Genomic DNA, 24,805 nt, shown 5'->3' on the forward strand with positions numbered 1-24,805 from the left:
TGATATTGGAGGTTTGTATGAAAAAAACATTATTTCTCAGCTTGGTTCTGAGTTTTGTCTTGGCGGGCCTTGCTTTTGGAGCGGATACTTTCACGGTGAAAAGCTTAACCGGAAAGGTGGATCAACAGGGACCTTCGGGCCAATGGGTTGCCGTTTCTGTGGGGGATACCCTCAGTTCGGCTACGGTAGTGAAAATCGGGCTTAATGCTGTTCTGGTTGTCGGGAATGGAGGCCAGGAGACGACCATCCGGGCGGCCCGTCAGGGTACCCTGGAAAGTCTGCTTAGCGCAGGAGCCGGGGCTGGCAGGATTTCCGTGGGGGGAAATGTGACCAATTCCAATGTGGCCGCAGGCTCCCAGGGAGCTTCCAATATCCCCACTTCCGCCTCCAGGGCAAGTGAAGTCAACGGCCTGGATTGGGCGGAATAAGTTCTTTAAAGCTCATTTCTGAGTCAGATTGATCACTCCGTCCCAGTCTGGGGGCGGAGGATTATTCAGGTGCTGCCCGCTCCAGGCAAGATACAAATTCGCTACCATATCTTCCGGCCTTTGGCTTGCCAGGGTCCGGAACATTTTTTCAGCCTCATAAAAGTGCAGGGTTTCGTATAATTTCATTGCCTGTTCCCAGCGTTGCACCCATTCCAGCAGTTCTTCCGGAGATCCCGACCGTTCTTCCAGGAGTTCATATATCCGTATAGGGGTATTGACCCCTACTACTCGGACCCGATCCAGCCGCCGGAATACAAATTCGTCGTCCATTTCCTGCCGGGTATATTCGGTGACCAGGATACCCCCGGTATTGTACTGTTTGTTCACCCCTTCCATCCGGGCAGCCAGGTTTACCGCATGGCCCATGATGGTATAGTTCATCTTATTGGGAGTTCCCATGTTCCCTACGATCATGTCCCCGGTATTTATCCCTATACGGGTGAATAGGGGCGGGAGCTTGAGGACCCCCTCTTTTATCATCTGGGTAAAGGAGGGAATGGGGGTAGCTTCTTCATCCAAAAACCGTGCGTTTAACCGGGCTTCGGCTTTTTTTATATTGATTGCGGTTCGGCAGGCCAGGGCCGCATGGTCTTTCAAATCAAGGGGCGCCCCAAAGAAGGCAATAATGGCGTCCCCTTCGTATTTATCCACGGTTCCCCGGTTTTCCAGGATGATATCGCTCATTTCGGTGAGGTAAATATTGAGGAGGTTAACCAGATCTTTTGGGAGCAGGTATTCCGAAATAGAGGAAAAGCTCCGGATATCCGTGAAGAGGGCGGTCATTTTCCGTTCTTCCCCCCCAAGGTTGAGTTTGGAGGGATCCGAGATGATCTGCTCCACCACCTGGGGGGCGAGGTACCGGGAAAAAGCGGCGCGGAGGAAGGATTTTTCCCGGGAGGTGGAAAAGAAGTTTATTGCAGAAAGGCTCAGGAAGCTGAAGGTGACCGAGGCAAAGGGTACTGCCACCCCAATATAGCGTTTGGTGATAATAAAAAAGATGATCAGGGGACAAGCGCTTATGGCTATGGCGATTATGCCAGCGCCAATGGACTTCCCCACATCGTTCAGCCGGCGGATTAACAAGCCCAGGCCCAGGGACAGAGCTAAGGCGATGATGAAGGAGAGGAATGTCGGGGCGTTATCCAGAAATTCGCCGGAAAGTATCATGTTAGCCAGGGTGGCGTAGACCCCCACATTGGGGAACCGTTCCTGGAACGTGGTGAGCCCCACATCGGTCATGGAGGTGGCGTTTACCCCGATCACCGAAAGGGTACCCGAGACCCGGCGGCCCACATCTTTCCGTATGTCCAGGAGGGTGTTGAATTGTTCCCGGCTGGCGGCAAAAAGCTGTTTGACAAAATCTTCCAGGACCTCATTCCCGGCCACATCGGCCAGGATATTTTCTTCATAGAAGCCGGTCAAAAAATTTCCAGCCCGATCCAGGTATTCCTGCCGGGCTGCCCGGTAGGCTTCAAAGTTGATCCCATGGCCGCTCTGATCTTTCCCGGTATTTCCGGCATCGGCTTCAGCCGGGGAAATCTCCGTGGAGAGGAGTTTTTGAAGCTCATTGGCGGCATTATAAGCTTTCAGAGGACTGGCTGTTTCATCAAGATAATAAAAAAAGCCCGAGGATTCCATCACAGACAGGTTCCGAATGAAGTCTTTCTCAAGGGTATTGTACCTGATGAGGTTCCAGGCGGACATGGTATTGTAGTCATTAAAGGGCTTTTTGGGCCATTTGATTAAAACCGAGCCGTCCCGGGTACGGGGTATGGTAATATCCCTGATCGTTCCCCTGATATTCGCGTCCTTCAGGAGTATTGAGCTATTGGTCACCACAATTTTCGGGTTGCCGATCATTTCACGAAGGGCGGCCAGGGCGAGGTGTGGGTAATAGACGCCGGCGTGCTTCATCACCAGGTGAACCCGCCGGTAGTACCCATCCCCATCCGGCGCGGCGTTGACAAAGCCGGCGCCTTCTGCCCGGGACAGGAGTGGGAAAATGGAGGGGAGTACCCCGGGCTGGTTGCCTGTGAGGGTGTCTTTTTCGGCGCTGATGTTTTTCAGGGCGATGTGTTCCTGGAGATAGGGGATATTCATCCCGCTCAGGTCCAGTTTCTGATCCAGGCCCTGGATGTCCCCCCGGGTAATCATAGTCAGGGTCAGGAAAGATTTCCCGAAAAACCGCAGGCATTGGGCAAAGTATTCATCCTCATCCCGGCTTACATAGGAAAGGGATTCCCGGACATTTTCCCGGATCGAGCGGTAATAGTCAAAAAGCTGTTCTTTATATTCTCTCGCCTGGGAAGGGCGCAGCTCCCCGGATGAAAAGCCATCCAGCACCTGGCCGGCGGCTTCGTTAATATGGAAAAATTCGTTGTCCAACATGGCGGGCAAGGTATTCTGCACATAATCCGGGTCCACCCGCCGGGGGCTCCGGTCCAGGTAGTTTAGGTCGAAGGCCACCGTATCGGCGCCCATTTCCCGGAGGAACACGATGGCGTCCGCCAGGATATCCCGGGGCCAGGGGAATACCCCGGTATTGGCGATGGCATCGTCATCCACGGTTATGATAAGTACCGAGCTGTCTTCGGTGAGGCTGGGGATGGTTCTGAGCAAAAGGTCATAGATCTTGTTATCCAGGGAGGTGAAGAAAAGCAGTGAACAGGCAAGGGTTACCAGTATGGGGACCCCAAAGGACAGGTACTTTTTCACTTTGCCAGTATAGCGGTTTTCAAGGAGTTTAACAATCCGGGGGCTTAGGGTTAGTCCAAATTAGGAATAACCACAAGAACCGGCTTGCGCAATTTATAATAGTTTGAAAATAGGCGGCTTTTTTTTCATTGTCACCCCCGTTATCCTGGCACACCGGCATTAGTAGGTTCTGGAGAAAAGTCTTAACAAAGGGCCAAAAGTCTGGCTAAAAGTTAGGGTTTTTCAGATTGATAGCCGGTATGCTGTTGGGCAATGGAGATACACATGATACGCATACTGATTGTTGAGGACATGACCATGCTCCGGGAAGCATTGACCACAATACTTTCCGATGAGAAGGATATGCAGGTCGTCGGCGCCCTGGAACATGCCGGAGATGCCCTGGAGTTCTGCCGTGAGAACCGGCCTGACCTTATCCTTATGGATGTGCTTACCGACGACAACCTGGTAAACGGCGGTTCCCACCGGAGCCTGGAGCAGGAAGAAAGCAGCCGAACCCAAATTAACGGTATAAGCGCCACCCAGGAAATCCTAGCTGAATTCCCGGACACCAAGATCGTCATCATAACCGCCTTCCCGGAGATTACCTTTATCGAGGCCGCAAAAAAAGCCGGGGCCCATAGCTTTGTCTATAAAAACGTAAAGAACGATTTACTCTTACAGATAATCCGGGGAACCATGGCAGGATACGGCACCTTTCCCACCCATATCCCCACCCTGGCGACCCTGAGCCCGAAATTTACCGACCGGGAGATGCGGATCCTGCGCCTCCTTGCCCAAGCCCGGGATCGCCGTTTTATTGAGCAGGAACTCAACATTTCCGAAGGCACCCTCAAGGCGGTTATCACCGGCATCCTCAATAAAACCGGCTACGATAGCATCATGCAGTACGTGGTATACGCCGTGGCTAACGGGCTCATTAGTCCCCATGGATAAAACACGTGCGAATAAAACCTAGACAAAAGTCTATATTTTACCCCCAAAGTCTAGCCAAAAGAAACCGGTATTTCCGGTTAAACGCGCTATGTTTATCTATAAAGCTATTTCTCCTCTGTGGAGAACTATAAAAAGGGGGTATGACATGACCAATCCGTCGGATACAGCGCATGAACACGTTGCTTTTATAGTGACTAAAATAACTAACACTACCCCCCCCATTACCGATAGGTTTACTAGGATATAGAAACCGGCCCATTTTCGGACAGCCCTTTCCTCCCCCTAAGTTCCCGGTAACCCAAACAGTTCTTTTCTCACCCCTGGCAAAAAGCCCGTACCCTCACGCATGGAGGCACGGGCTTTCTTTTTTCCCCAGAGGCTCAACACCGGCACCAAAAAGGAGATTCCGAATCCGTTGGGTTCGTTCAATTTGTATACTGCGGGTATTCACCCGCAAAAAAGCGAGGATTTTTGTATGAAAAAGACATTACTGGTAAGTATTCGTCTTGTGGCGTTGTTCGCGCTGCTCGGGGCATTCGCCCTGGCAGGGTGCGAGAACGGAGATGGCGGCACCAAAGTGCCATTCCTGGTATCCATTACCATAGAGGGAGCGCCGGAAACCTATGCTGCGGGCGCCGACCTGAATGTAGGCGGGCTGACTGTAACCCTGACCTATTCCAATGGAGTAGCCAGCTCCGTAACCCTTCCTGAGGGAACCGTTGGTGTCCTTGATGAGGCAGGGGACCTCACCTATACCGTAGGGGGTATCACCATAATTATTTCCGGGTACAACCCCGACGAAACCGGGGACCAGACCATCACCGTGACGGTGGGCAGTAAGACAGAGGAATACACCATCACCCTAAGCAGCACAACCACCGACAAGGCCGCCTTCAATACCGCCATTGCTGCGGCGAACACTGCCAAGGCTGGTGTGGTGGTTGATACCGATGCCGCCAATGTGGCCATCGGGACTGAGTGGGTAACCCAGGAGGTTTTGGCCGCCTTTAATACCGCCATTGCCACTGCCGAAGGGGTAGCCACCGACAGCGAAGCAAGCGCAGACCAGATTACCAGCGCGGTAACAGCCCTGAATGCTGCCATTGCCGCCTTTAACGGGGCGAAGCAGGACGGAACCGGGACCGATATCGTAAACGCCAACAAGGCTGAACTGAATACCGCCATTGCTGGGGCAAACACCGCCAAAACCGGTGTGGTGGTTGATAGCGCCGCCGCCAATGTGGCCACCGGGACCAAGTGGGTGACCCAAGGGGCACTGAGTACATTTAATGCCGCAATAAGTGCCGCCGAAGGGGTATCCTCCAAAAACGGGGCAACCCAGGCGGAAGTAGACAGCGCCGTTACTACCCTGAACAGCGCCAAAGACACCTTTAATGCCGCGAAGCAGGACGGGACCAAGGCCAACGAAGTATCCGTAGATAAGCCCGCCCTCACCACGGCTATTACCACGGCGAATAGCGCCAAGTCCGGTGTGGTGGTTGATACCGCCGCGGCGAATGTGGCCACCGGGACCAAGTGGGTGACCCAAGGGGCCTGGGATGCCCTTGCCACGGCGATTACCAATGCCGAAACCGTGTCCGCCAACAACGGGGCGACCCAGGCTCAAGTGAGCAGCGCCGTTACTGCCCTGAGCACTGCGGTCACCACCTTTAACAATGCGAAGAAGGACGGAGCCAAGACCGGCGGGGTAACAATAAATAAAACCGCCCTCAATACCGCCATTACCACGGCGAATAGCGCCAAGTCCGGCGTGGTGGTTGATACCGCCGCAGCGAATGTCGCAACCGGGACCAAGTGGGTGACCCAAGGGGCACTGGACACCTTTACCACCGCTATTGCTACTGCCGATGGGGTAGCCGCAAATAATTCGGCAACCCAGGCGGTAGTAGACAACGCAGTCACGACCCTGAATGCCGCCAAAGACACCTTTAACGATGCGAAGAAGGACGGAGCCAAGGCCGATGTCTCCATCGCAATCTATACCTTTACCTTCAATACCGGTGAAGGCGGGTCCGCGATTGCCGCCCAGACGGTAAGCGCAGGCGGGACCGTAACGCGCCCGGCAAACCCAACCAAAGACGGCGTTAACTTTGACGACTGGTACACCACAGAAGGATTAACCGTCAAGTACGACTTTACCGCCGCCGTGAACAGCAATACCACCGTGTACGCCAAATGGATCACCGCAGCGGATGCCGAAGCGGATGCCGCTAAGAAAGAGCTGGCGGAGGCCAAAGCCACCCTGGCCGGGAAGATTACCGAAGCCCTAGCGTTGAACTCTTCTATCAATATCCCGGAAAACACCGCCTATCAAACGGCGATTACTAGCGCACAGTGGGTCCACACCAACGGATCAACCAAGGAGCAGGTGACTGAGGCGATAGCTGCCCTCCAAACAGCAACAGGTACCTTCACTACCGCTAAGGACGCCGCCGACTTGGTAACCGCCTTAGTGCAGCTACAGACCGCCATTACCGCGGCGACCACGGCAAAGAATGCCGCCGTTATTACCACCGACTTTGCGGAAGGCACAAAGTATGCCGCTGGGGGCATTTTTCAAGGCGGATCCGCCGCCGCCATCCCGGTAGGCTTAAAAGTTCTGGCCGGAACCGACCCACGCACAGCCTATGAAACTGCCATCAGTACTGCCCAGAGCGCCTATGACAACCCCACGACAGCAGCTGCAGCTAACAGCGCAAAAGGCACCCTTGACGGGGCGAGCGGAACCTTTATCAGCGCCCTTGCCGCGGCGAAGACAGACGCAACTTCCGGCACGAAGGGCCTTCTCGCCCGCGTAACCGCCGCCACGACCGGAACCACCATCTACCTGTACGGCAATGAAGGCGTTGCCGGTGAAGCTGCCACTGGCAGTATCTCCAACAAAGCAATCATCCTGGAAGGCGTAGGCGAAGAACGAACGATTACACTTGAGAGTAACGGCAGGATGTTCCAGATTGGCACAAGCGGCAGTCTTACGCTTAACGACAACGTTACCCTTAAGGGCAAAGCTAGCAATACCAAGGAACTTGTGTATTTGGGTAGCACTGCTGAATTTATCATGAATACCGGATCGAAATTAACCGGCAACGTCAACAGCAGCACCTACGGTGGCGGTGTTGTTAATACTGGTGTGTTTAAGTTATCAGGCGGTGAAATCAGCGGTAACAAAGCCACCTACGGCGGCAGCGTGTATGTTTCTAGTAGCGGCACGTTTAACCAGTCCGGCGGCACGATCAGCGACAACACCGCTACCACCAACAACGGCGGCGGCGTGTATGTTAACGGAGGCACGTTTAACCAGTCCGGCGGCGCCATCAGCGGCAACGAAGCTACCTCCTACGGCGGCGGCATGTATGTTACCGGCAAGTTTAATCTGTCCGCCAGTGGCGTAATCAGCGGCAACAAAGCCGGTACCAGCGGCGGCGGCGTGTATTTTACCGGAAACAGCTCCGAGTTTAACCAGACGGGCGGCACAATCGGTGGCGATACAGAAGCCAAGGGCAACAAAGCCACCACCAATGGCGGCGGCGTGTATCTTGCCGCCGGCACGTTTAAATTGTCAGGCAGTAGCGCTATCAGCAACAACACCGGCACCAACGGCGGCGGCGTGTATGTTAGCGGAGCCAACTCCAAGTTTACCCAATCAGGCGGTACCATCAGCAGCAACAAAGCCACCAACGACGGCGGCGGCGTGTATGCTGCTGAGAACGACACGTTTGACCAGTCCGGCGGCACAATCGGCGGCGATACAGCAGCCAAGGGCAACAAAGCCACCAACGACGGCGGCGGCGTGTATATTTATAAAGGCAAGTTTAACCAGTCCGGCGGCCTAATCAGCGGCAACAAAGCCACCAACGGCGGCGGCGTGTATATGTATCATACCGGATCAAGCCCATACCCCACGTTTAATCTGTCCGGCAATGGCGAAATCAGCGGTAACACCGCTACCGACGGCGGCGGCGTGTATGTTTTAGGCGGATCCTTAGCCACGTTTAACCAGACGGGCGGCGCCATCAAGAACAACGCCGCCACCAACGGCGGTGGCGGCGTGTATCTTTCCGGACAAACCCCGTTTAACCTATCCAGTAGTGGCGTAATCAGCGGCAACACCGCCAGCGGCGGCGGCGGCGTGTATGTTTTCAACGGTATATTTACCCAATCAGGCGGTACCATCAGCAGCAACATCGCCAGCACCATCGGCGGCGGCGTATATGTTAATCAAAGCAGTGGCAATGCCAGGTTCTTCATGTCGGAGGGAACCATTACCGCCAACAACAGCGCCCCCAGCGGATACGGAAATGCCTTGTATAAGAATGCTACCGGCTGGGCGTATTTCGGCGCATCTACCGGCAGCCCCAAAGAGGATGATTATATCATCGCAGGTGGAGGTGCAGGCGGTTTGGACGGCCTGATAACCGGACACCCCGCCACAGCGGACTAAGCAGTAACGGAAAAAAGGTGACTGTCACCAGTAAAACGTAAAACGGTGACAGTCACCTTTTTAGCCTGGAAAAACGGAAAAATGGTGACAGTCACCTTTTTAACCTATCGCAGTAAATACTATTTCTGTGCAAAAGAAAGCAATAAAAAGCCCGGTAACCCCGGGCTTTTTTTGCAATCATCGGTACCAATACAAAAAAATATTTTTCACTATTAAAGCAAAATCCAAAGTACCGTTTACACAGCGGGTATGGGGAAATAGATGAAATTCGCATAAACTTCGTTAGGCGAAATTTTTGGGCTAAGATTTTTACCAAAAATATACAAAATATTGACAAAATAATAAGAATATACTATATTTGTTAGTAAGGAAAGTAAGGAGGTAGGATATGGAAATAGCGAAGGTTACCTCAAAAGGGCAAATAACTATACCTCAAGATATTAGGCGGAAAATGGACCTAAAAGCGGGGGATAAAATTATATTTTTTGAAGAAAATGGTAAATTTTATTTTCAAAATACAGCTTCTGTAGCATTAAAAACTTTTCAAAAAGCTATGACGGGTGAAGCAAAAAAAGCAGGTTTTAATGACCTTGATGATGTTGTACAATATATAAAAAAAATGCGAAAAAGTCATGTAAAATAATATATGCGCATAATGGCTGATGCAAATATTCTCATTTCTGCAATTCTATTCCCATCATCAGTTGTAGCTAAAGTATTTGATTGCATAATTGGAAACTATATACTGGTTTTGTGTAATTATACAATCAAAGAAGTCGATAATGTATTTTTAGATAAATTTCCTCATAAGATTAATGAAAAAAATACCTTCATGGGTGAATTAATCTATGAGAAATTTGATCTTAAAATGGACAATAATAAAAAATATCCACAAATAAGAGATGTAGCTGATTTACCTGTACTTGCAAATGCTATTGAATCAAATGTTGATATATTAATAACCGGTGATAAAGATTTTGACGAAATTCAAATTAATAAGCCAATAATAATTAAACCGAGACAATTTTTAGATAAATATAAAATAGGATAAAGTGGTATTATCAGATCAAGTAAAAAGCCTTGATTGGAAAAAGCGAAATATTAAATTCATTACAAAATCGACGGAAGATGAAATTTCAGAAATAATAGACGAAATAAATGTATTACTAAATTAAGCGCCGGAGAATCGTTAGGGCAGGATAATTTCCTCTTCCCCGGGAAGCTCTTCCTCCTCCGGTTTTCTGGGTTCCGGCGTCGAATGGAATTCTTCAAAATAGGGCTCCATGCCGTTGATCATCCGGGGTATGGAAAGGAGGAACATGTCCGGCTTCAGGGGCAGGGTAAAGTTTGTTTCAAAGGGCGGTTTACCATCGCTGAATTCTACCCTGATCCGGTGCAGGCCCCCGCCCACATCGAAAATGTCCCGGTCACCCCGGAAAAATTCCAGGGTCTTGCTGCCGTCTACTGAAACTTTGATTAAGTCCGGGGCCCGGATATTGTCCGCTTCTATATTACGGTTATCCACCAGGATCGAATGGCCGCGGTTCAGAATGAAGAGAAGCACTCCCAGGCCGATCCAGGCAATCACCAGGGCTGAACGGATAATCAGGCGCCGCCTTTTGATATTGTTTTCCATACCCTATTCCTTCACCGCTTCTGTCCCGCCCCGCAGGCTGGAACGGGCTGCTTCCGCATTGGCCCGTTTGCGCCAGGCATGGATGACCAGCGCCAGGGCAATGATCGCGTAACTAAAGGCGTCCCTGAAATATTCACCGATCTGGGCGTCCCCGAAGAGGTTGGTCCCTGCACGGGGCACCACAATATACATGAGGTGGAGCAGCATGGTTCCGATAAACACATTTGGTATGCTTGCCTTGGACACCGATGCGCCCCCCACGAGGATCGCTGCGGCGGCGAAAAACCCGGTCTGTTGATGGGCGTTGTAGGTGGCAATGTTCCCCATGTTCTGTAAAAAGATGATCTGTCCCAGGCTTGCGAGGATCGTGGAAATGACAATCGCCAGGATCCGGGTGCGGTCCACGGGTATCCCCGCCGCATGGGCAACCGCCTGATTTTGCCCTACCGCCCGCATATCGTGGCCCAGCTTTGTTTTCCTGAACCAGATAATAAAGAGGCAGAGAAGGCCGATCACGATGTAATTGGCCACAGGAACTGAAATGGCCCCGATTTTAAGGGGAATGAATTTGTCCAGGGACTGGCGTACCGCATCAAGGTTCAGGGTGTTGCGTATTCCATAGCCCCGGGAAAGGATGATCGTCGGCGAATGTATGGGTATAAGGGCGGTCCACCTGTCCAGGACCTTTGCGGTCCAGATGGAAGGCTGCCCCATAAGATAGAGGACGATGAACTGATAGAAGCCGTCCATAAAGAAACCCAGCACATAGCCGGTAACCATTTCCCGGCCCCTGGCGCGGTTGAGTATCTGCCCGGCGATCCAGCCGAGGATTGCCGCAATGGGGATGGCGATTAGGCTTGCAAAGAGCAGCCCTGTAACCCCCACAATGTTCCAGTCCACCACGAAGATGAGGCCGATCTGTCCCGCCATGGCGCCCAGGACCATGCCGAAGTTTATCCCCATTCCCGCCATGATGGGGAGGAGTAGGCTGAATACCAGGAAGCAGTTCCGCCCTATACGGGTCAGTATTTCCTGCACAATCGATGTGAGGGGGAGCCCTGAAATGGGAATTGCCCCCAGGGTGATGATCACAAAGATTAGAACTACTGCGTTATCAGCCAGAAAGCTCTGTAACTTAAAATTCTGCTTCATTTGGTCACCTTCGTTTTCCGGGTCAGGGCATAGATGATCATCCCGTTGGAGATGAGAATCCGGATAACCTCGGACATATCGGTTTGCAGTACATTGTTGATTACCGAGGGGGTCATGGTGAGGATGCTCTGAAAGAGGAAGGTCCCCACCACCACATTGAGGATGCTGGCCTTGTTTACCGATGCGCCCCCCAGAAGTATGGCCGCCACAGCGGGGAAGGCCATGTAAAGGGGCGCCTGGTAGAGCTGTATAAAACCGAAGCCCTGCTGGTAGGTGAGTATGCCGATGGCGCCGTATATTGACGAAATCACTACCCCGATAATCCGGCAATGGTTTACCGAAACGCCCCCTGCCCTGGCAAAGTCCGGATTTGATCCCACTGCGGTGAGGGCGGTTCCGGTACGGCTCCGCATAAAAAGCCACATGATAAAGGCCATAAGGATAAAGAAGAGGATCGCCCCGGTGGGGAATTCAAAATAGGGCCCTATTTTTATTACAAGAAAATTGTTGAGCACCCGTGACCAGTACCCGTCCAGGGTGATGGTGGTCCGCAGCCCCTTCCCGGTATAGCCCCAGACCATGGTGGGGTTGGTGTAGGGGAGGATGAGCCACATGATCGCCATAAAAGTAACAATAGAAAAGCCCACATACATGGCGATGGTCATTTCTTCGCCTTTAACCTTGTTGAGGAGGAGCCCGTAGAGCCAGCCTAAGATGAGCGCAAAGGGCATGCTGAAAAGGATCGCCATAAGGAAACCCAGGGCGCCGGTAAATTCGCACTGCATGGCAAGGGTGGAACCCAAAAGGCCCGCCACTATCCCTACCGGGAGGCCGAAGTTGAGCCCCGCCCCGGACTGCATCATGGGGACCATGGCCAGTACCATTACCCCGTTCTGGCCGAAGCGGACCAGCACATCTTTTATAGAGCTGTCCGCATTGACACCTACAAAGGGGGCGGCAATGAAAAGGGCTACCACAAAGAAAAAGATGATAAGCCGGGGCCATCCGAAGTCGGTAATAAATTCCCGTACCTTGCCGCTGAAATCGTTTTGGCTGTTTTTTTCGCTGATGTCGCTCATACTTTTTCCCCCGCCCTTCCGGCCATAAGAAGCCCAAATTCGGTAATCGGGGCATCCGGTTCCAGGATGCCGGCGATCCGGCCTTCATCCACAATGGCGATGCGGTCGCAGATGGAGCGGAGTTCCTCCAGTTCGCTGGAAATCATTATGATGGTGGTTCCCCTGTTCCGGTTATAATCGGAAAGGGTGTCCAGGACTATTTTTTTTGCCCCTACGTCGATACCCCTGGTGGGCTCGGATACAAAAAGCAGTTTTGGGTTCAGGGCAAAGGCCTTGGACAAACAGACCTTCTGCTGGTTTCCTCCGGAAAGTTCCTTGGCAGGCTGCTTGCTGGAGGTACATTTGATTTCCAATTTGCTGATATAGTCCTCAGCCAAAAGCCGCATGGCCTTTTCATTCCGTAGGTGGAAGAGGCCGCCGAAAAAGGATTTCAGGTACTGCCCCTTGATCTGCATGGCCCCAAAGGCAATGTTCCAGTCCAGGCTTTCATCCAAAAGCAGCCCCACCCCCCGGCGGTCTTCGGAGACAAAGGCGGCGCCAGCGTCCAGGACCTGACGGGGGCTGCCCAGGGGCAGTTCGGCGCCGTCCATCCAGGAGCGGCCTCCGGCGGCATAGAGGCCCATGATGCCGTTGGGGATCCCCAGTTTGCCCTGACCGGCTAGTCCGCCTATGCCGAAAATTTCCCCTTTTTTGACTGAAAAGGAAACGTCCCTGACGGTTTCCCCGGGCATGTCCACCCAGAGCTGTTCCACCCGGAAGGCTTCCCCTTCCAGCCGCCGTTTTTCATGGTTGCCGCCCCGGACCGACACTTCCCGCCCCACCATCCAAGTGGTGATTTCCGGTACGGTAACGTTTTTATTTTCAGTGTTCCGGACCACATTCCCGTCCCGGAGAACCACAATGCGGTCGCATAATTCCGTTACCTCCCGGAGGCGGTGTGAAATGAAGATGATGGCGATCCCCTCTCCGGCCAGCCGTTTCAGGGCCCCCAGGAGTATCTCCGCCTCCCCTTCGGTAAGGACCGCGGTAGGCTCGTCCAGTACCAGGAGCCGGACCTGATCCCGGTCGATTTCCCGGGCTATCTCGGTAAACTGTTTATGGGCTACGGGCATTTCGGAGACCACCGTTTCCGGGGAGATGGTAACCCCCAGCTTGGCTATGGTCCTGGTGGCCCGCTCCTGCATTACTTCCCGTTTCAGTGTGGCAAGCCGCTCCCCGAAAACTTCTACCGCTGGGTTTTGTTTCAGCGGTTCCCGGTTGAGCATGATGTTTTCACAGGCGGTAAAACCGGGTATCAGAGAAAATTCCTGGTGGACCATGCCGATCCCCGCATCCAGGGCGTCGAAGGGGCTTTTGAATGATATGGGTTTTCCGTCTATATGAATCTGGCCGCTGTATCCCCCGGTTTCGATGATATCGGACATACCAAAGAGGATGTGCATGAGGGTCGTTTTGCCTGCGCCGTTCTCCCCCACCAGGCCGAGAATCTCACCCCTTTCCAGGGAAAAATTAATCCCCGAAAGGACCGTGGTCCCGTAAAAGCTTTTTGCAATATTTTCCAGTCTTAACAAGGGAACATCATTGGCCATCGCATTTCCTTGAACAAAGCTAAGGGAGTGGGCAAGCCCACCCCCTCTTAAAACGTCTCAATGAAAATTAATTAGGTCTCTGGAACGTGATGTTGTAATATTTCTCAGGAACCACTACTTCGGTGGCCTTCATGTAACCTTTGCCGAACATGTAGGTATCCATGTAAACCAGTATCTGGTTGCGGGCCCGCACACCGGTGGCGGCGTCCTGATAGTAGTTGCCCTTCCATTCCGCACCGGGTGTAGCTTCTCCCAGAGCGGCGAAAAGGTCGTCCCGGCTGTCAACTTTGGCTTTTCCATCCAGGATACGTTTGGCAAATTCGCCGAGCCCCACGCTGACGGAGAAACCGTAGGAATAGGCCCAGGTACCGAAACGTCCGGAGCCGCCCTTATCGACCACCGCCTGTTCAACTTTTTTGAGGATCGCGGGGAAGTCCCCTTTTTCGGCAGAGAGGTCAATTCCCAGAGCACCCGGATAGCCCATGATGGGGGCGGGGAGGGACGCTTCGGGGAAAAAGCCGCCGTACTGCATAAGCTGGCGGATAAGGGGTTCCGTATGGGCATCATTGGTACAGAAGAACGCCGAGTTTTTGCCGTACTGGGCTACCCACTGGGGGGTCTGTTCCAGGATGTACTGCTGTGCGCCAGCGATTCCCACATCAGAGGTGGGGTCCGGGGCGGTAACAAATACAAACTTGATCCCCAAATCCTTACAGGCTTCTTCAAAAATCTGCCGGCGGAGTCCCAGGGTCTGGGAGGACATGTGCCGGGGGAAGCTGATGTGTACAAAGGTATCGCAGCCGAGTTCTTTGGCAATCCAGGGAATGGTATAGCCCCTGGAAATAAAGTCCGCATTAATGGCGAGATCCGCGACCCGTTGAATGATAAGGGGGTCTTCCTGGGGCTGACCGGTGAAAAGCAGGATGTCCGGGCGTTTCTCCTTGATCCGGCGGAAAGCTTCCGCAGTACCGGATACGCCCTGGTTCATGATAATAGCCTTCATCAGGGGATCATCCGCCAGGGTCACCATCTGGGTAATCAGGGTTTCCTGCTGGGCCATGAAGTTATCCGGGTAGGTAACATGCTGGATAATACCGCCATTGGCTACTGACCCGTAACGGCGGATCAGTTCCTCGGCGCCCCGCAAATCGTCATCGGACTGGGAAACCGTCCCTGTCATAATGCCGATGTGATAGGCAGGGGCCGCCTGGCCCGAATCGGGCTGTTTTGCGCCGTTTGCAAAGACCATTGCGCTGCCCAGTATCAGTGTCAGGGCAATTAAACTCAGTTTTTTCATACTTTCCTCCAATAAAAATTAACTATACCGGATTTTAAGGCTCTTGTATACAATTTGACAAAAAAAAACAGGCGCCCGCAAAATGGAGGCGCCTGTATAGTCTTCAGCCCGGCGTTTAATTGCCTTGGAACTTTATGTTGTAGTATTTTTCAGGTACTGTCTGTTCTGTGGTGGGAAGGTATCCCTTGCCCATAATATAGGTGTCCATATAGATGAGAATCTGGTTCCGCGCCCGGATCCCGGTATTGGCGTCCACATAGAAACCGCCGTTCCACTTGGCGCCGGGGGTAAATTCTCCCAGTGCGGCGTAGAGATCCGCGGTGCTGTCAACTGAAGCTTTCCCGTCCAGGATACGCTTGGCGAATTCGCCGAGTCCCGCAGAGGCGGTGAACCCGTAAGAGAAGGCCCAGGTGCCGAAACGGCCCGCGCCGCCCTTGTCCACCACGGTCTGTTCCACCTTCTTGAGGATAGCCGGGAAGTTACCCGCCTCGGTGGAGAGGTCGATCCCCAGGGCACCGGGATAGCCCATCAGGGGGCTGGGAAGATCCGCTTCCACAAACATGCCGCCGTAAACCAGGAGCTGCTTGAGCAGCGGTTCCGTATGGGCGTCGTTGGTACAGAAGAAGACCGCGTTTTTACCGTACTGGGCAATCCACTGGGGGGTCTGTTCCAGGATGTACTGCTGCGCGCCGGCCACACCCACATCGGAGGTCGGGTCCGGGGCGGTTACAAACACAAATTTTAAGCCCAGGTCGTTACAGGCCGCCTCGAAGATCTGGCGGCGCAGTCCCAGGGATTCGTAGCTCATGTGCCGGGGAAAGGAGATATGCACAAAGGTGTCTGCGCCGAGCTGTTTAGCCGCCCAGGGGATGGTATAACCCCGGGAAATAAAGTCCGCGCTGACCGCCAGGGTGGCGGACTTCTGGATAACCAGGGGATCCTCGTGGGATTCGCCGGCAAAGAGCAAAATGTCGGGCCGCCGTTCCTTAATCCGCCGGAAAGCTTCGGCGGTACCGGGGATTCCCTGGTTTACGACGATGGCCTTTGTCAGGGGATCATCCGCCAAGGTGGTTATCTGGGTGATGGTAGTTTCCTGCTGGGACATAAAGTTGTCCGGGTAGGTTACGTGCTGGATAATGCCCCCGGAGGACACTGCCCCGTAGCGCCGGATAAGTTCCTCGGCGCCCCGCAGGTCGTCCTCGGACTGGGAAACCGTACCGGTCATAATGCCGATATGGTAAGCGGCTTTGGCCGCGGGCTCTTTTTTCTGACATCCGGTAAAGACCAGAACACCGGTCATTAACAGGGCAAAAATAGCCAAACTAATTTTTTTCATGTATTCCTCCATAATTTATCAGTTTTTACCCCAATATAGATCGTGTCAATAGACCGGGAAACTATCCGGCTTACCAGTCTATCCCGGCGGCTTTTCTGAACCGCATCACCGTGGCCGCCGCTATGGGCCGGGCCTTTTCCGCCCCCCGGACCAGGATGGCGTCCAGCCCTGTGGGATCCGCCAGGATCGCCTCAAAGCGTTCCCGTATGGGGCTAAGTTCCCGGTTTACCACCCGGAAGAGCTCTTCCTTTGCCTCACCCCAGCCCATGCCGCCTTCCCGGTAGCGCTTGGCCAGACTAGCCTGCTCATCTGCGGTGGCGAAAAGCTTATATAATAGATAGATTTGACTGACTTCCGGGTCCTTGGGCTCTTCTACGGCCTGAGAATTGGTGACGATCCGCATGATCAGCTTGCGGAGCTCCTTTTCCGGGGCAAAGAGGGGGATGGTGTTGCCGTAACTTTTGCTCATTTTGCGGCCGTCCAGGCCGGGGATCACCGCCACCGACTCCTGGACCGCTGCCTGGGGAATCTTCAGTACCTGCTGCTTGTAGTTGGCGTTCACCGCCTGGGCTATGTCCTGGGCCATTTCGATGTGCTGGACCTGGTCTTTCCCCACGGGAACCACGTCGGAATTAAAGAGAATGATATCCGCCGCCATGAGTACCGGATAGGTAAAGAGCCCCATGTTGACCCCTGCATCAGGATCCTCCCCCTTTTCGGTGTTATCAGCCACGAAGGCCTTGTAGGCGTGGGCCCGGTTCATCAACCCCTTGCTGGTGAAGGCCATGAGCTGGGTGGCAAGCTCGAAGGTTTCGGGGATGGAACTTTGGCGGTAAAAGATGACCTCTTCCGGGTCCAGTCCGGCGGCCAGCCACCCCGCGGCAACCTGCCGGATCAGGGCGGAAAGTTCCTTAGGGTCCTTCATGGTGTTCAGGGCGTGGTAGTCGGCGATAAAGTACCGGGAGTCGTATTCCTTGGCCAGTTCCAGGGCGGGCTTGATGGCCCCAAAGTAGTTGCCCACGTGGAGTATCCCGGTGGGCTTGATTCCGGTGAGAGATATCTTTTTCATTCCCTTAATTTACCCGGAAAAGAAAGGGGCGTAAAGGGTAATGAGTTGCCTCATTGCTTCATAGTAAAGTACCCCCGAAAAAGCTTTCCGCCCTTCGGGGGCGTTCTCCCTAATAGTTAATCGATCTAAGCGTCAGTTTACCGCTTGCGGTTCCGCCACTGTCCTTGGCGGCAAAATAGATGTTCCCGTGAGAATCCTTCAAAGTTCTCAAGGTCCGTACCCTGCTGGGCTGATTGTCCTGGACTATGAACGGGACTGCTGCGCTGCCATCGGATGGCGGGTTTTTGAATATCAGGGTAATGCCCGGATCGGCCCTGTCAGGCTCATTAGGACTGTGGCCCCCGGTTAGGACAAAATACGTATCACCCTTATTGCTTTCCTTTTCAATCATCCAGGCGCTCAGGTAAGTAACGGCGGGGCCGGTATGCGCCGGGTAACTAAACAGGAGCGTTCTGGCGGCATCCCCCTGGCTGGCATTGGCAAGGTTCACCTTGTACACCCCGCCGCCGGTCCAACTGGCAAAGTAGGCGGTATCGGGGTTCTCAGGGTCAAACTGAAGGGCCCGCACGGTTCCTGAAACGCCGGTAGCCGGGTTTGGCACAGAAATGGAGCCCCCTGCTGTTGGCGCAGCTGCACCGGCGCCCCATTTCCAGACCTTGACCACCCCGGTGTTTTTAGACTCAATAACATATCTGTCGTTGTACTTTATCCAGTGGGTGGAAACCCCATCAAGGGTACCGGACTTGGTAATTCCCAGGGTTTCGGGATTGATCTGATAAACACCGGTCCCGACCGGCCCGAGGCCCGCCACAAGATAATTGCCCTTGGCGGCGATTGCTATGGTACCATCAGCGGGAGCGCCGTCGGCGCTGACATTGGTCTTACCAACCGGTTTATTGCCCTGTATGTCATAGACATAAATGTAGATTGTTGTACCCTCCACACTTCCTATGGCCAGATACTCATCGGTCAAAGCAACTGAAGCAAAACCATCGTGGGTAAAAGCGGTGCCCTCAAAGTCAAATGTCTTTATAGGCTGCCCCAGGCTTTGGTTGTAAATATGAATTTTCCTGCTCCCCGCCGCATCCCCAATAGGGGTAACAATCGCCAGGGTCCCCTTATTTGAAGTTACAAACTGGGCATTGACCGGAAGCTCCGCCGTATTAAGCGGCTGATCGGGATTATCAACGCTCAGGGCATTCAGCCTGGTACCGTTCACATAGGCAAGGCTGGCTGAGTTTATCCTGGAAATGCTGGCGCCGGAAAGGGCATCCAAGGTCTTAACCAGGCTCGTGGAAGGGGGCGTATAAGCCGGAGCTTTCGGAACTTCCGCCGCTTTACCTGTAAGGCATCCCGCAAGCAATGTCACGCCGAGGAGCGTAGGACCCCATTGTAGCTGTTTTAGTATCATAAAACCTCCTGAAAATTGCTGTTATGGCAGCCAATAAAGTTAGCTATTCATAACTTATATATACCCTATAGCGCAATGGAGTTTTAGTCAACTAACAAAAGTTTGGTGCCAGGCACCGTTTTATAAGATATAACTTATAAATATTGAATTTCTGCTTGTTTTTCAGTTATAGTTGATGTATAATCAAATATATGCTGCGACGAAAGGTTTTTTGGGAACGGGTTAAGCCCTTTGTGGGGACAGAGCTGATTAAGGTGATCACCGGGATACGGCGCTGCGGGAAGTCGGTGATGCTGGAACTGATCAAGGAAGAACTCCGGGATCAGGGGGTAAATCCCGGTAATTTTATCAGCCTTAACTTTGAGGACCTGGCTAATAGGCAGTTCTGTACTGCCGAAGCCCTGAATGAACACCTGGAAAAGGCGATAGTGCCCCTGGAAGGCCGAGTATACCTCTTTCTCGACGAGGTCCAGGAGGTGGCAGAGTGGGAGCGCTGTATCAACTCCCTGCGGGTCAAGTATACCGTCGATATCTATATCACCGGGTCCAATGCGAAGCTCCTTTCCGGGGAGTTAGCTACCTATTTGGCGGGACGATACGTGGAAATAGCCATTACCCCCTTCTCGTTCACCGAATTTACCGAACTCTACAGGACCCTGGAGCCGGAACTAAGCGTTGCCGATGCCTTTCAGCACTTTATTGTTTTTGGGGGTATGCCCTTCCTCCATAACCTGCAATACAAAGCGGAGCCTTCGTATCAGTACCTCAGGGATGTGTATAATTCGGTGATCCTCAAGGATATAGTCAAACGGAACCACATCAGGGATGTGGACCTCCTGGACCGGATCATCCTGTATGTGGTCGCCAATGCCGGGCGGCCCTTTTCTGCGACCAGCATTTCCCGATATTTTAAACACGAAGGCCGGATCACGGCGCCTGAGACTATACTCAATTATTTAAGGGCCTGCGAAGACGCTTTTCTGTTTCACCGTATCCACCGGCAGGATCTGATGGGCAAGAAAATACTGACCGTATATGAGAAATACTACCTTTCCGATCACGGCCTTAGGGAAGCGGTATACGGGGAAAACAAACGGGACATCGGTCTGATTCTGGAGAATATTGTGTGCATGGAACTATTGCGCCGGGGCTATACCCTTACCTTTGGTACTATTCATGATAAGGAAATCGATTTTGTTGCGGAACGACGGAGAGAGCGGATCTATATTCAGGTGGCCTACCTCCTGGCATCGGAAGAAACGGTGAACCGGGAATTTAGTCCCCTGTTGAAGATACGGGACAATTATCCTAAATACGTGCTTTCCATGGACGAATTTGATATGAGCCGGGATGGGATACTGCATAGGAACATCCGGGATTTTCTGATGGATCAGGGGGATGTATCCTGATCCAATGCCGGGTCAGCGCGTACCTGTTCCATAAACACCTCTCTTGTTTACTTAATATTGTGAAAAGGCCTTTAGTCTTCTACTCTACATACCCCACTGTCACTGAATTGGTCGGGGTCTGGGAAAACTTGTCCTCCCCTGCATAGCCGGCCAGTACTCCGCAAACCGGTGAAAACCCTTCGGGTATTCCGGCCCTTTTATTCAGTGACGGGTCATCTTTAAACGCCCTGGTGGCGGACAGAACATAACAGGAAGCGAGATCCAAAGCGGTGGCGGACACAGTGTTATTAGCGGCGGCGGACCTCACCCTCAGCTATTAACTTCTTCAGCCGTTTGAATTCGATAAGCATTACAATCAATGTCAAGGCCGCAGATAAAATATCAGAAGCAGGCATGGCGAAAAACACCCCATGAAGGCCGAAGCGCCGGGGAAGCAGCAATAATAACGGTATATACATTAGTATCTGTCGGGATAAACTCAAAATAGTACTTTGAACAGGTTTTCCTATAGCTTGAAAATAGCTTGAAGAAAACATTTGAAAGGCAACTATGGGAAACATGGCGCTGCTGACCCGCAGGCAATAAACCCCCATATCCATTAGCGGCCCTTCTTCATTCCGGAAAACAGAAATGAAGAAGTGGGGGAAAAGGTGTATCAGCAAAAACCCGGCGCTAATAAAGATGGTCCCTGCAATGACCGCCCATTTGTAGGTTTTTTTGACCCGCTGGTATTTCTTTGCGCCGTAATTATAGCCGATAATGGGCTGGGCGCCCTGATTGATTCCCTGTAGGGGCATAAAAATCACAATAAGAATACTGAAGACAATCCCCATGGATGTAACGGCAGTATCACCGCCGTAGGTATTAAGGGCATGATTTTGCAAAACACCCACCAGGCCCATGGCTAATTGCATTGCAAATGGCGCAAAACCTATGGCCATTATTTTTAGTGTCAGCCCAAGTTCCAGTTTCATGTCCTGGATACGGAATCTCAGGGTAGTAAAACGGGAATTAAAATAACCTAAAACCCACACGAAGGAAATAAACTGGGATATAATTGTTGCCCATGCCGCTCCTGCAATGCCCATTTTAAAACCAAATATTAAAATAGGGTCCAGGATGATGTTGATTACCGCCCCGATGAGCTGGGTCACCATGGATGTACGGGGATGCCCGTCTGAACGGATAAAATGATTGATCCCCGGGCCCATGGCGCTGAAAACTCCGCCGTAGAGGATGATCTGCAAATAGGTCTTGGCATAGGGAAAGATATTCTCACTGGCGCCCAGGATGTGAATAATAATATCATCCAGAAAGATCAGACAGACTACAATAGCTATTCCCGGAACAAGAAAAAGCAAAAAGAAGGCGTGGCCCATGATTTTTTCAACCTCATCCCGGCGCCCTTCTCCAAGCCTGATTGAAAACAGGGAATTTGCCCCGATCCCGATTAATATTGACATAGCCATGAGTACCATCATGACCGGCATGACGATGGTTATACCCGCAATCCCCAGGGGATCAACCCCCTGGCCGACATAAATCCGGTCAACAATGTTATAAATCGCGTTTACCAGCATCCCTATGATTGCGGGTATGGAAAAATCAAGCAGCAGTTTCCCGATTCTTTCTGTTCCAATTCTGTCGGTTTTATTTGTGGTTGGTTCCATAGAATCCTTTATATTTATTTTATTTGTGTTGAGGGGTGGGTAGGTCCATCCCTCTAATGAAACTGTAGATCACAGCTTTCTATTCAGCAAAGACCCTACTTGCAGCAAAGTTCTTTGCTTTTTCACTATTAGCAGCATGTTGATAAAACATCTGATAAGGAAATGCCTGTGCTTTACTTAAATACTTCTTTGCTCATACGATCAATTTCTGCGCTCACTTTTTCAAAGACTCCGGGGAAAGTACTCATGGGAAGCCCCTGGCAGAGATTCGGGATAAAGTAATACTTGCCGTTTTGTTTACAGGTGCGCTCAACTTCTTTCCGGATTTCTTCATCGGTCACATCGGCTTTATCCAGAACACCGTTGTTAAGGTCCCCCATAAAGGAAATTTTAGGGCCGAATTTTTTAACAAGTTCCGGTACATTATTTGTACTAAGACAACCCTGCCATACATCAATCCCTGCCTCAATCATATACGGAACAAGTGTTGCAGCGTAAGAATCCGCATGGTGGACGATAATTTCAATGCCATGGGCCTTATAGAAACCGTAAACCTTTTTATACGAATCAAGAAAGAATTCTTTGAACATATCCGGGGAAAAGAAGGTTGAAATCTGGGTACCCCAATCGTCGTGATGAAAAATAAGATTTACACCCATTTTACTGGTGATTTCTTCGGCAAGGGTAAGCTCAAAGTTTGTAATATATTCAATCAATTCTTTCATGGCATCCGGTTCTTCGTATAAATTTGCAAGGCAGTCGTCTATGCCCATAAGATTGTGGCACTGTTCAAAAATTCCGGGGCCTACCATATAAGCAGCATACACTTCGTTTTTATCAATCGCCGCCACGGCTTTCTTTGCATCCGCCCATTCAGATTCGGGGAAAACAATATTCGGCGCATGAACCAAATCCCGCCATTTGGTTACATCTTTGACAAGCTTATGGGCAGCGTCATGAACGGGGAACCCCCCGGGAGTTCCCTCGGGCCAGCTATAGGTAACCCCCCATGCATTAACAATCGTTTGGCCCGGAGCAGGATAAGGATTAACGCGCCCAATCGGATCTGTACCAAAAATAAGATTCATGTACTCGTATTGATTGACAAACCGATCGGGCTTGCCTCCGTGAATAGTTTCCAAAAAATTCTGTTTCTTTGTTAACATAAGTAAGCTCCTTAAAAATCGGCTTAAGCCGTTTGTGTTGCCTTGAAGTTATGCTCCGCATACTCCTTGGACTTTTGTTCATTGATTCCATAACAGAGCATTATAAGAAAATAGCCGAGATTAAGTCCTGCAAGCACGGCGCCAATCAGGACTCCCATGAGGTGAACATCCGCAACGCTTTGTGTAGCGCCGTCATAACCGGATGCGTCAAGCAGAAATGCAATCACCACCGATGAAAGGGCCATACCGATTTTGATGCCAATACCGAAAAAGCTCATGGTAAAGGTCCGGTTGTCCTTCCCTGACTTGTATAGCAGGTATTCCCCGCAGTCAAGGTAAAGGTTGACTCCGCAGGCATTGACAATTCCCAGGGAAAAAAGTCCGGCGGCGGTACAAATGATGTACACCAAAGGCCCCCTGTCCCCCAAAAACGCAATGCCGGCGTAAATAATGGTACACAGGATACCTGTCAGCAGGGCCGAGTTTTTCTTCCCCAATTTTCGGGAAATTGGCTGGCCGGCAAAGGAACCCAGGAATGCGCCTATACTTTGGGCTGTCATGGCGAATACTATCATTTCAGGCGCCCTGACAACGTAGTTAAAATAATAAACCCCCAGAGCCATGACTAATATATAAGCCGTATGACGGAACGCATCCGCCAACAATAGAATGATTAGCTGCCCGTTCTTCAGAGTTTCGCCAAATATGGCGCCCAGTTTGATCGAGGCGCCGCCGGCGCTTTTGAAATTTGGGTCGAAGCCTTCGTATTCCTTGGTCATAAAGAAAAGGGGAAGCTGGCCCAGGGCGCCTAATGCTGCAATAATTACCTGTATGACCGAATAACCGTCCGCTCCCGTTTTATCCACCCAGAGAATAAGGGGCATGGTAATAAGAGAACCGATAATTGTACCCGCCTGCTGCCCCTGCATGAGCTTGGCGGCGATTGCCATACGGTGATCCATATCGGGTCCGGATATTTTGGCCAGGAGGCCGTTTTGGGAAAGCTGAACAAAGCTGTTGCCTCCGCCGTACAGTATGTACCCGATAAATACAATCACTGCCTTTGCCATCATGGGAATATTAGGATTGAAAAAACAGAGGGTAGTGCCCAGGGCAATAATGAAGGGACCGTACAAAAGCCATGTGCGGTATTGCCCGTGTTTTAGTTGCAATTTTTGTATGATAATACCGGTAAATATACCCAGTACTCCATCTGCGATGCGGGCCACAAGCATGATGGCTCCCATGACAACTGCGGTAATTAACATTCTGTCAGTAATATAGAAAATCAGATACGACATGGCGATCATGCCACCTAATACCAGAGACGTCTCAGCAGCAAAAAACACCCAAGGAATACTCTTTTTCCAGTTTGTACTATCACTCATGG

The 24,805-nt window shown here is 51.7% G+C and carries 18 protein-coding genes; 6 read left to right on the forward strand and 12 right to left on the reverse strand.

Features of this window, described 5'->3' with window-relative positions:
• The first annotated feature begins 17 nt into the window (after positions 1–17).
• Positions 18–428, forward strand: a complete 411-nt coding sequence (locus tag TREPR_RS02515) for a hypothetical protein (protein WP_041610981.1) — start codon at positions 18–20, stop codon at positions 426–428.
• A gap of 12 nt (positions 429–440) precedes the next feature.
• Here the strand turns inward: TREPR_RS02515 and TREPR_RS02520 are convergent, their stop codons facing one another.
• Positions 441–3,203 carry an adenylate/guanylate cyclase domain-containing protein gene (locus TREPR_RS02520; RefSeq protein ID WP_015706710.1) on the reverse strand — a complete coding sequence of 921 codons (2,763 nt, stop codon included), beginning with the start codon at positions 3,201–3,203 and terminating at the stop codon, positions 441–443.
• A 264-nt stretch (positions 3,204–3,467) separates the two neighbouring features.
• Between TREPR_RS02520 and TREPR_RS02525 the strand changes: the two genes are divergently transcribed.
• The 4 genes from TREPR_RS02525 (at position 3,468) to TREPR_RS02540 (ending at position 9,652) form a co-directional block, all read left to right on the forward strand.
• Positions 3,468–4,139: a response regulator transcription factor gene (locus TREPR_RS02525; RefSeq protein ID WP_015706711.1), complete on the forward strand. Its 672-nt coding sequence runs from the start codon at positions 3,468–3,470 to the stop codon at positions 4,137–4,139.
• A gap of 475 nt (positions 4,140–4,614) precedes the next feature.
• Positions 4,615–8,601 (forward strand): beta strand repeat-containing protein, encoded by a 3,987-nt coding sequence (locus TREPR_RS02530; protein WP_041610982.1) that lies wholly within the window; start codon positions 4,615–4,617, stop codon positions 8,599–8,601.
• 388 nt (positions 8,602–8,989) lie between these two features.
• Positions 8,990–9,244, forward strand: a complete 255-nt coding sequence (locus TREPR_RS02535) for an AbrB/MazE/SpoVT family DNA-binding domain-containing protein (protein ID WP_015706714.1) — start codon at positions 8,990–8,992, stop codon at positions 9,242–9,244.
• 12 nt (positions 9,245–9,256) lie between these two features.
• Positions 9,257–9,652: a putative toxin-antitoxin system toxin component, PIN family gene (locus TREPR_RS02540; RefSeq protein ID WP_015706715.1), complete on the forward strand. Its 396-nt coding sequence runs from the start codon at positions 9,257–9,259 to the stop codon at positions 9,650–9,652.
• Positions 9,653–9,790: 138 nt separating this feature from the next.
• On the opposite strand, the gene TREPR_RS02545 is transcribed toward TREPR_RS02540, so the two are convergent.
• The 8 genes from TREPR_RS02545 to TREPR_RS02580 form a co-directional block, all read right to left on the reverse strand.
• Positions 9,791–10,237, reverse strand: a complete 447-nt coding sequence (locus tag TREPR_RS02545) for a DUF6672 family protein (RefSeq protein WP_015706716.1) — start codon at positions 10,235–10,237, stop codon at positions 9,791–9,793.
• A gap of 3 nt (positions 10,238–10,240) precedes the next feature.
• Entirely contained in the window at positions 10,241–11,389 is a 1,149-nt protein-coding gene (locus TREPR_RS02550; protein WP_015706717.1) for an ABC transporter permease subunit, read from the reverse strand.
• A complete protein-coding gene (locus tag TREPR_RS02555; RefSeq protein WP_015706718.1) occupies positions 11,386–12,468 on the reverse strand; it encodes an ABC transporter permease subunit in 1,083 nt (360 codons plus the stop codon). Before TREPR_RS02555 ends, TREPR_RS02550 begins: the two co-directional genes overlap by 4 nt.
• Positions 12,465–14,057, reverse strand: a complete 1,593-nt coding sequence (locus TREPR_RS02560) for a sugar ABC transporter ATP-binding protein (RefSeq protein ID WP_015706719.1) — start codon at positions 14,055–14,057, stop codon at positions 12,465–12,467. The genes TREPR_RS02555 and TREPR_RS02560 overlap by 4 nt, the downstream gene beginning before the upstream one ends.
• A gap of 67 nt (positions 14,058–14,124) precedes the next feature.
• The gene (locus TREPR_RS02565) at positions 14,125–15,354 is read right to left on the reverse strand and encodes a DUF3798 domain-containing protein (RefSeq protein ID WP_015706720.1); all 1,230 of its coding nucleotides are present in this window, start codon (positions 15,352–15,354) and stop codon (positions 14,125–14,127) included.
• A 115-nt stretch (positions 15,355–15,469) separates the two neighbouring features.
• Complete coding sequence (locus tag TREPR_RS02570; protein ID WP_015706721.1) at positions 15,470–16,690, reverse strand: DUF3798 domain-containing protein; 1,221 nt, start codon at positions 16,688–16,690, stop codon at positions 15,470–15,472.
• Positions 16,691–16,760: 70 nt separating this feature from the next.
• A complete protein-coding gene (locus TREPR_RS02575; RefSeq protein WP_015706722.1) occupies positions 16,761–17,759 on the reverse strand; it encodes a tryptophan--tRNA ligase in 999 nt (332 codons plus the stop codon).
• A 109-nt stretch (positions 17,760–17,868) separates the two neighbouring features.
• The gene (locus TREPR_RS02580) at positions 17,869–19,170 is read right to left on the reverse strand and encodes a hypothetical protein (protein ID WP_015706723.1); all 1,302 of its coding nucleotides are present in this window, start codon (positions 19,168–19,170) and stop codon (positions 17,869–17,871) included.
• A gap of 191 nt (positions 19,171–19,361) precedes the next feature.
• On the opposite strand from TREPR_RS02580, the gene TREPR_RS02585 reads away from it, so the two are divergent.
• Positions 19,362–20,579 carry an ATP-binding protein gene (locus tag TREPR_RS02585; RefSeq protein WP_015706724.1) on the forward strand — a complete coding sequence of 406 codons (1,218 nt, stop codon included), beginning with the start codon at positions 19,362–19,364 and terminating at the stop codon, positions 20,577–20,579.
• A gap of 287 nt (positions 20,580–20,866) precedes the next feature.
• Here TREPR_RS02585 and TREPR_RS02595 read toward each other — a convergent pair whose 3' ends face one another.
• The 3 genes from TREPR_RS02595 to TREPR_RS02605 all read right to left on the reverse strand — a co-directional run bounded on the left by TREPR_RS02595 (position 20,867) and on the right by TREPR_RS02605 (position 24,803).
• Entirely contained in the window at positions 20,867–22,249 is a 1,383-nt protein-coding gene (locus tag TREPR_RS02595; RefSeq protein WP_015706726.1) for an MATE family efflux transporter, read from the reverse strand.
• Positions 22,250–22,422: 173 nt separating this feature from the next.
• A complete protein-coding gene (locus TREPR_RS02600) occupies positions 22,423–23,415 on the reverse strand; it encodes a uroporphyrinogen decarboxylase family protein (protein ID WP_015706727.1) in 993 nt (330 codons plus the stop codon).
• 23 nt (positions 23,416–23,438) lie between these two features.
• Entirely contained in the window at positions 23,439–24,803 is a 1,365-nt protein-coding gene (locus tag TREPR_RS02605; RefSeq protein WP_015706728.1) for an MFS transporter, read from the reverse strand.
• Positions 24,804–24,805 lie beyond the last annotated feature (2 nt).

Origin of the sequence: Treponema primitia ZAS-2 (assembly GCF_000214375.1) — a bacterium.
Taxonomy (GTDB): domain Bacteria; phylum Spirochaetota; class Spirochaetia; order Treponematales; family Breznakiellaceae; genus Termitinema; species Termitinema primitia.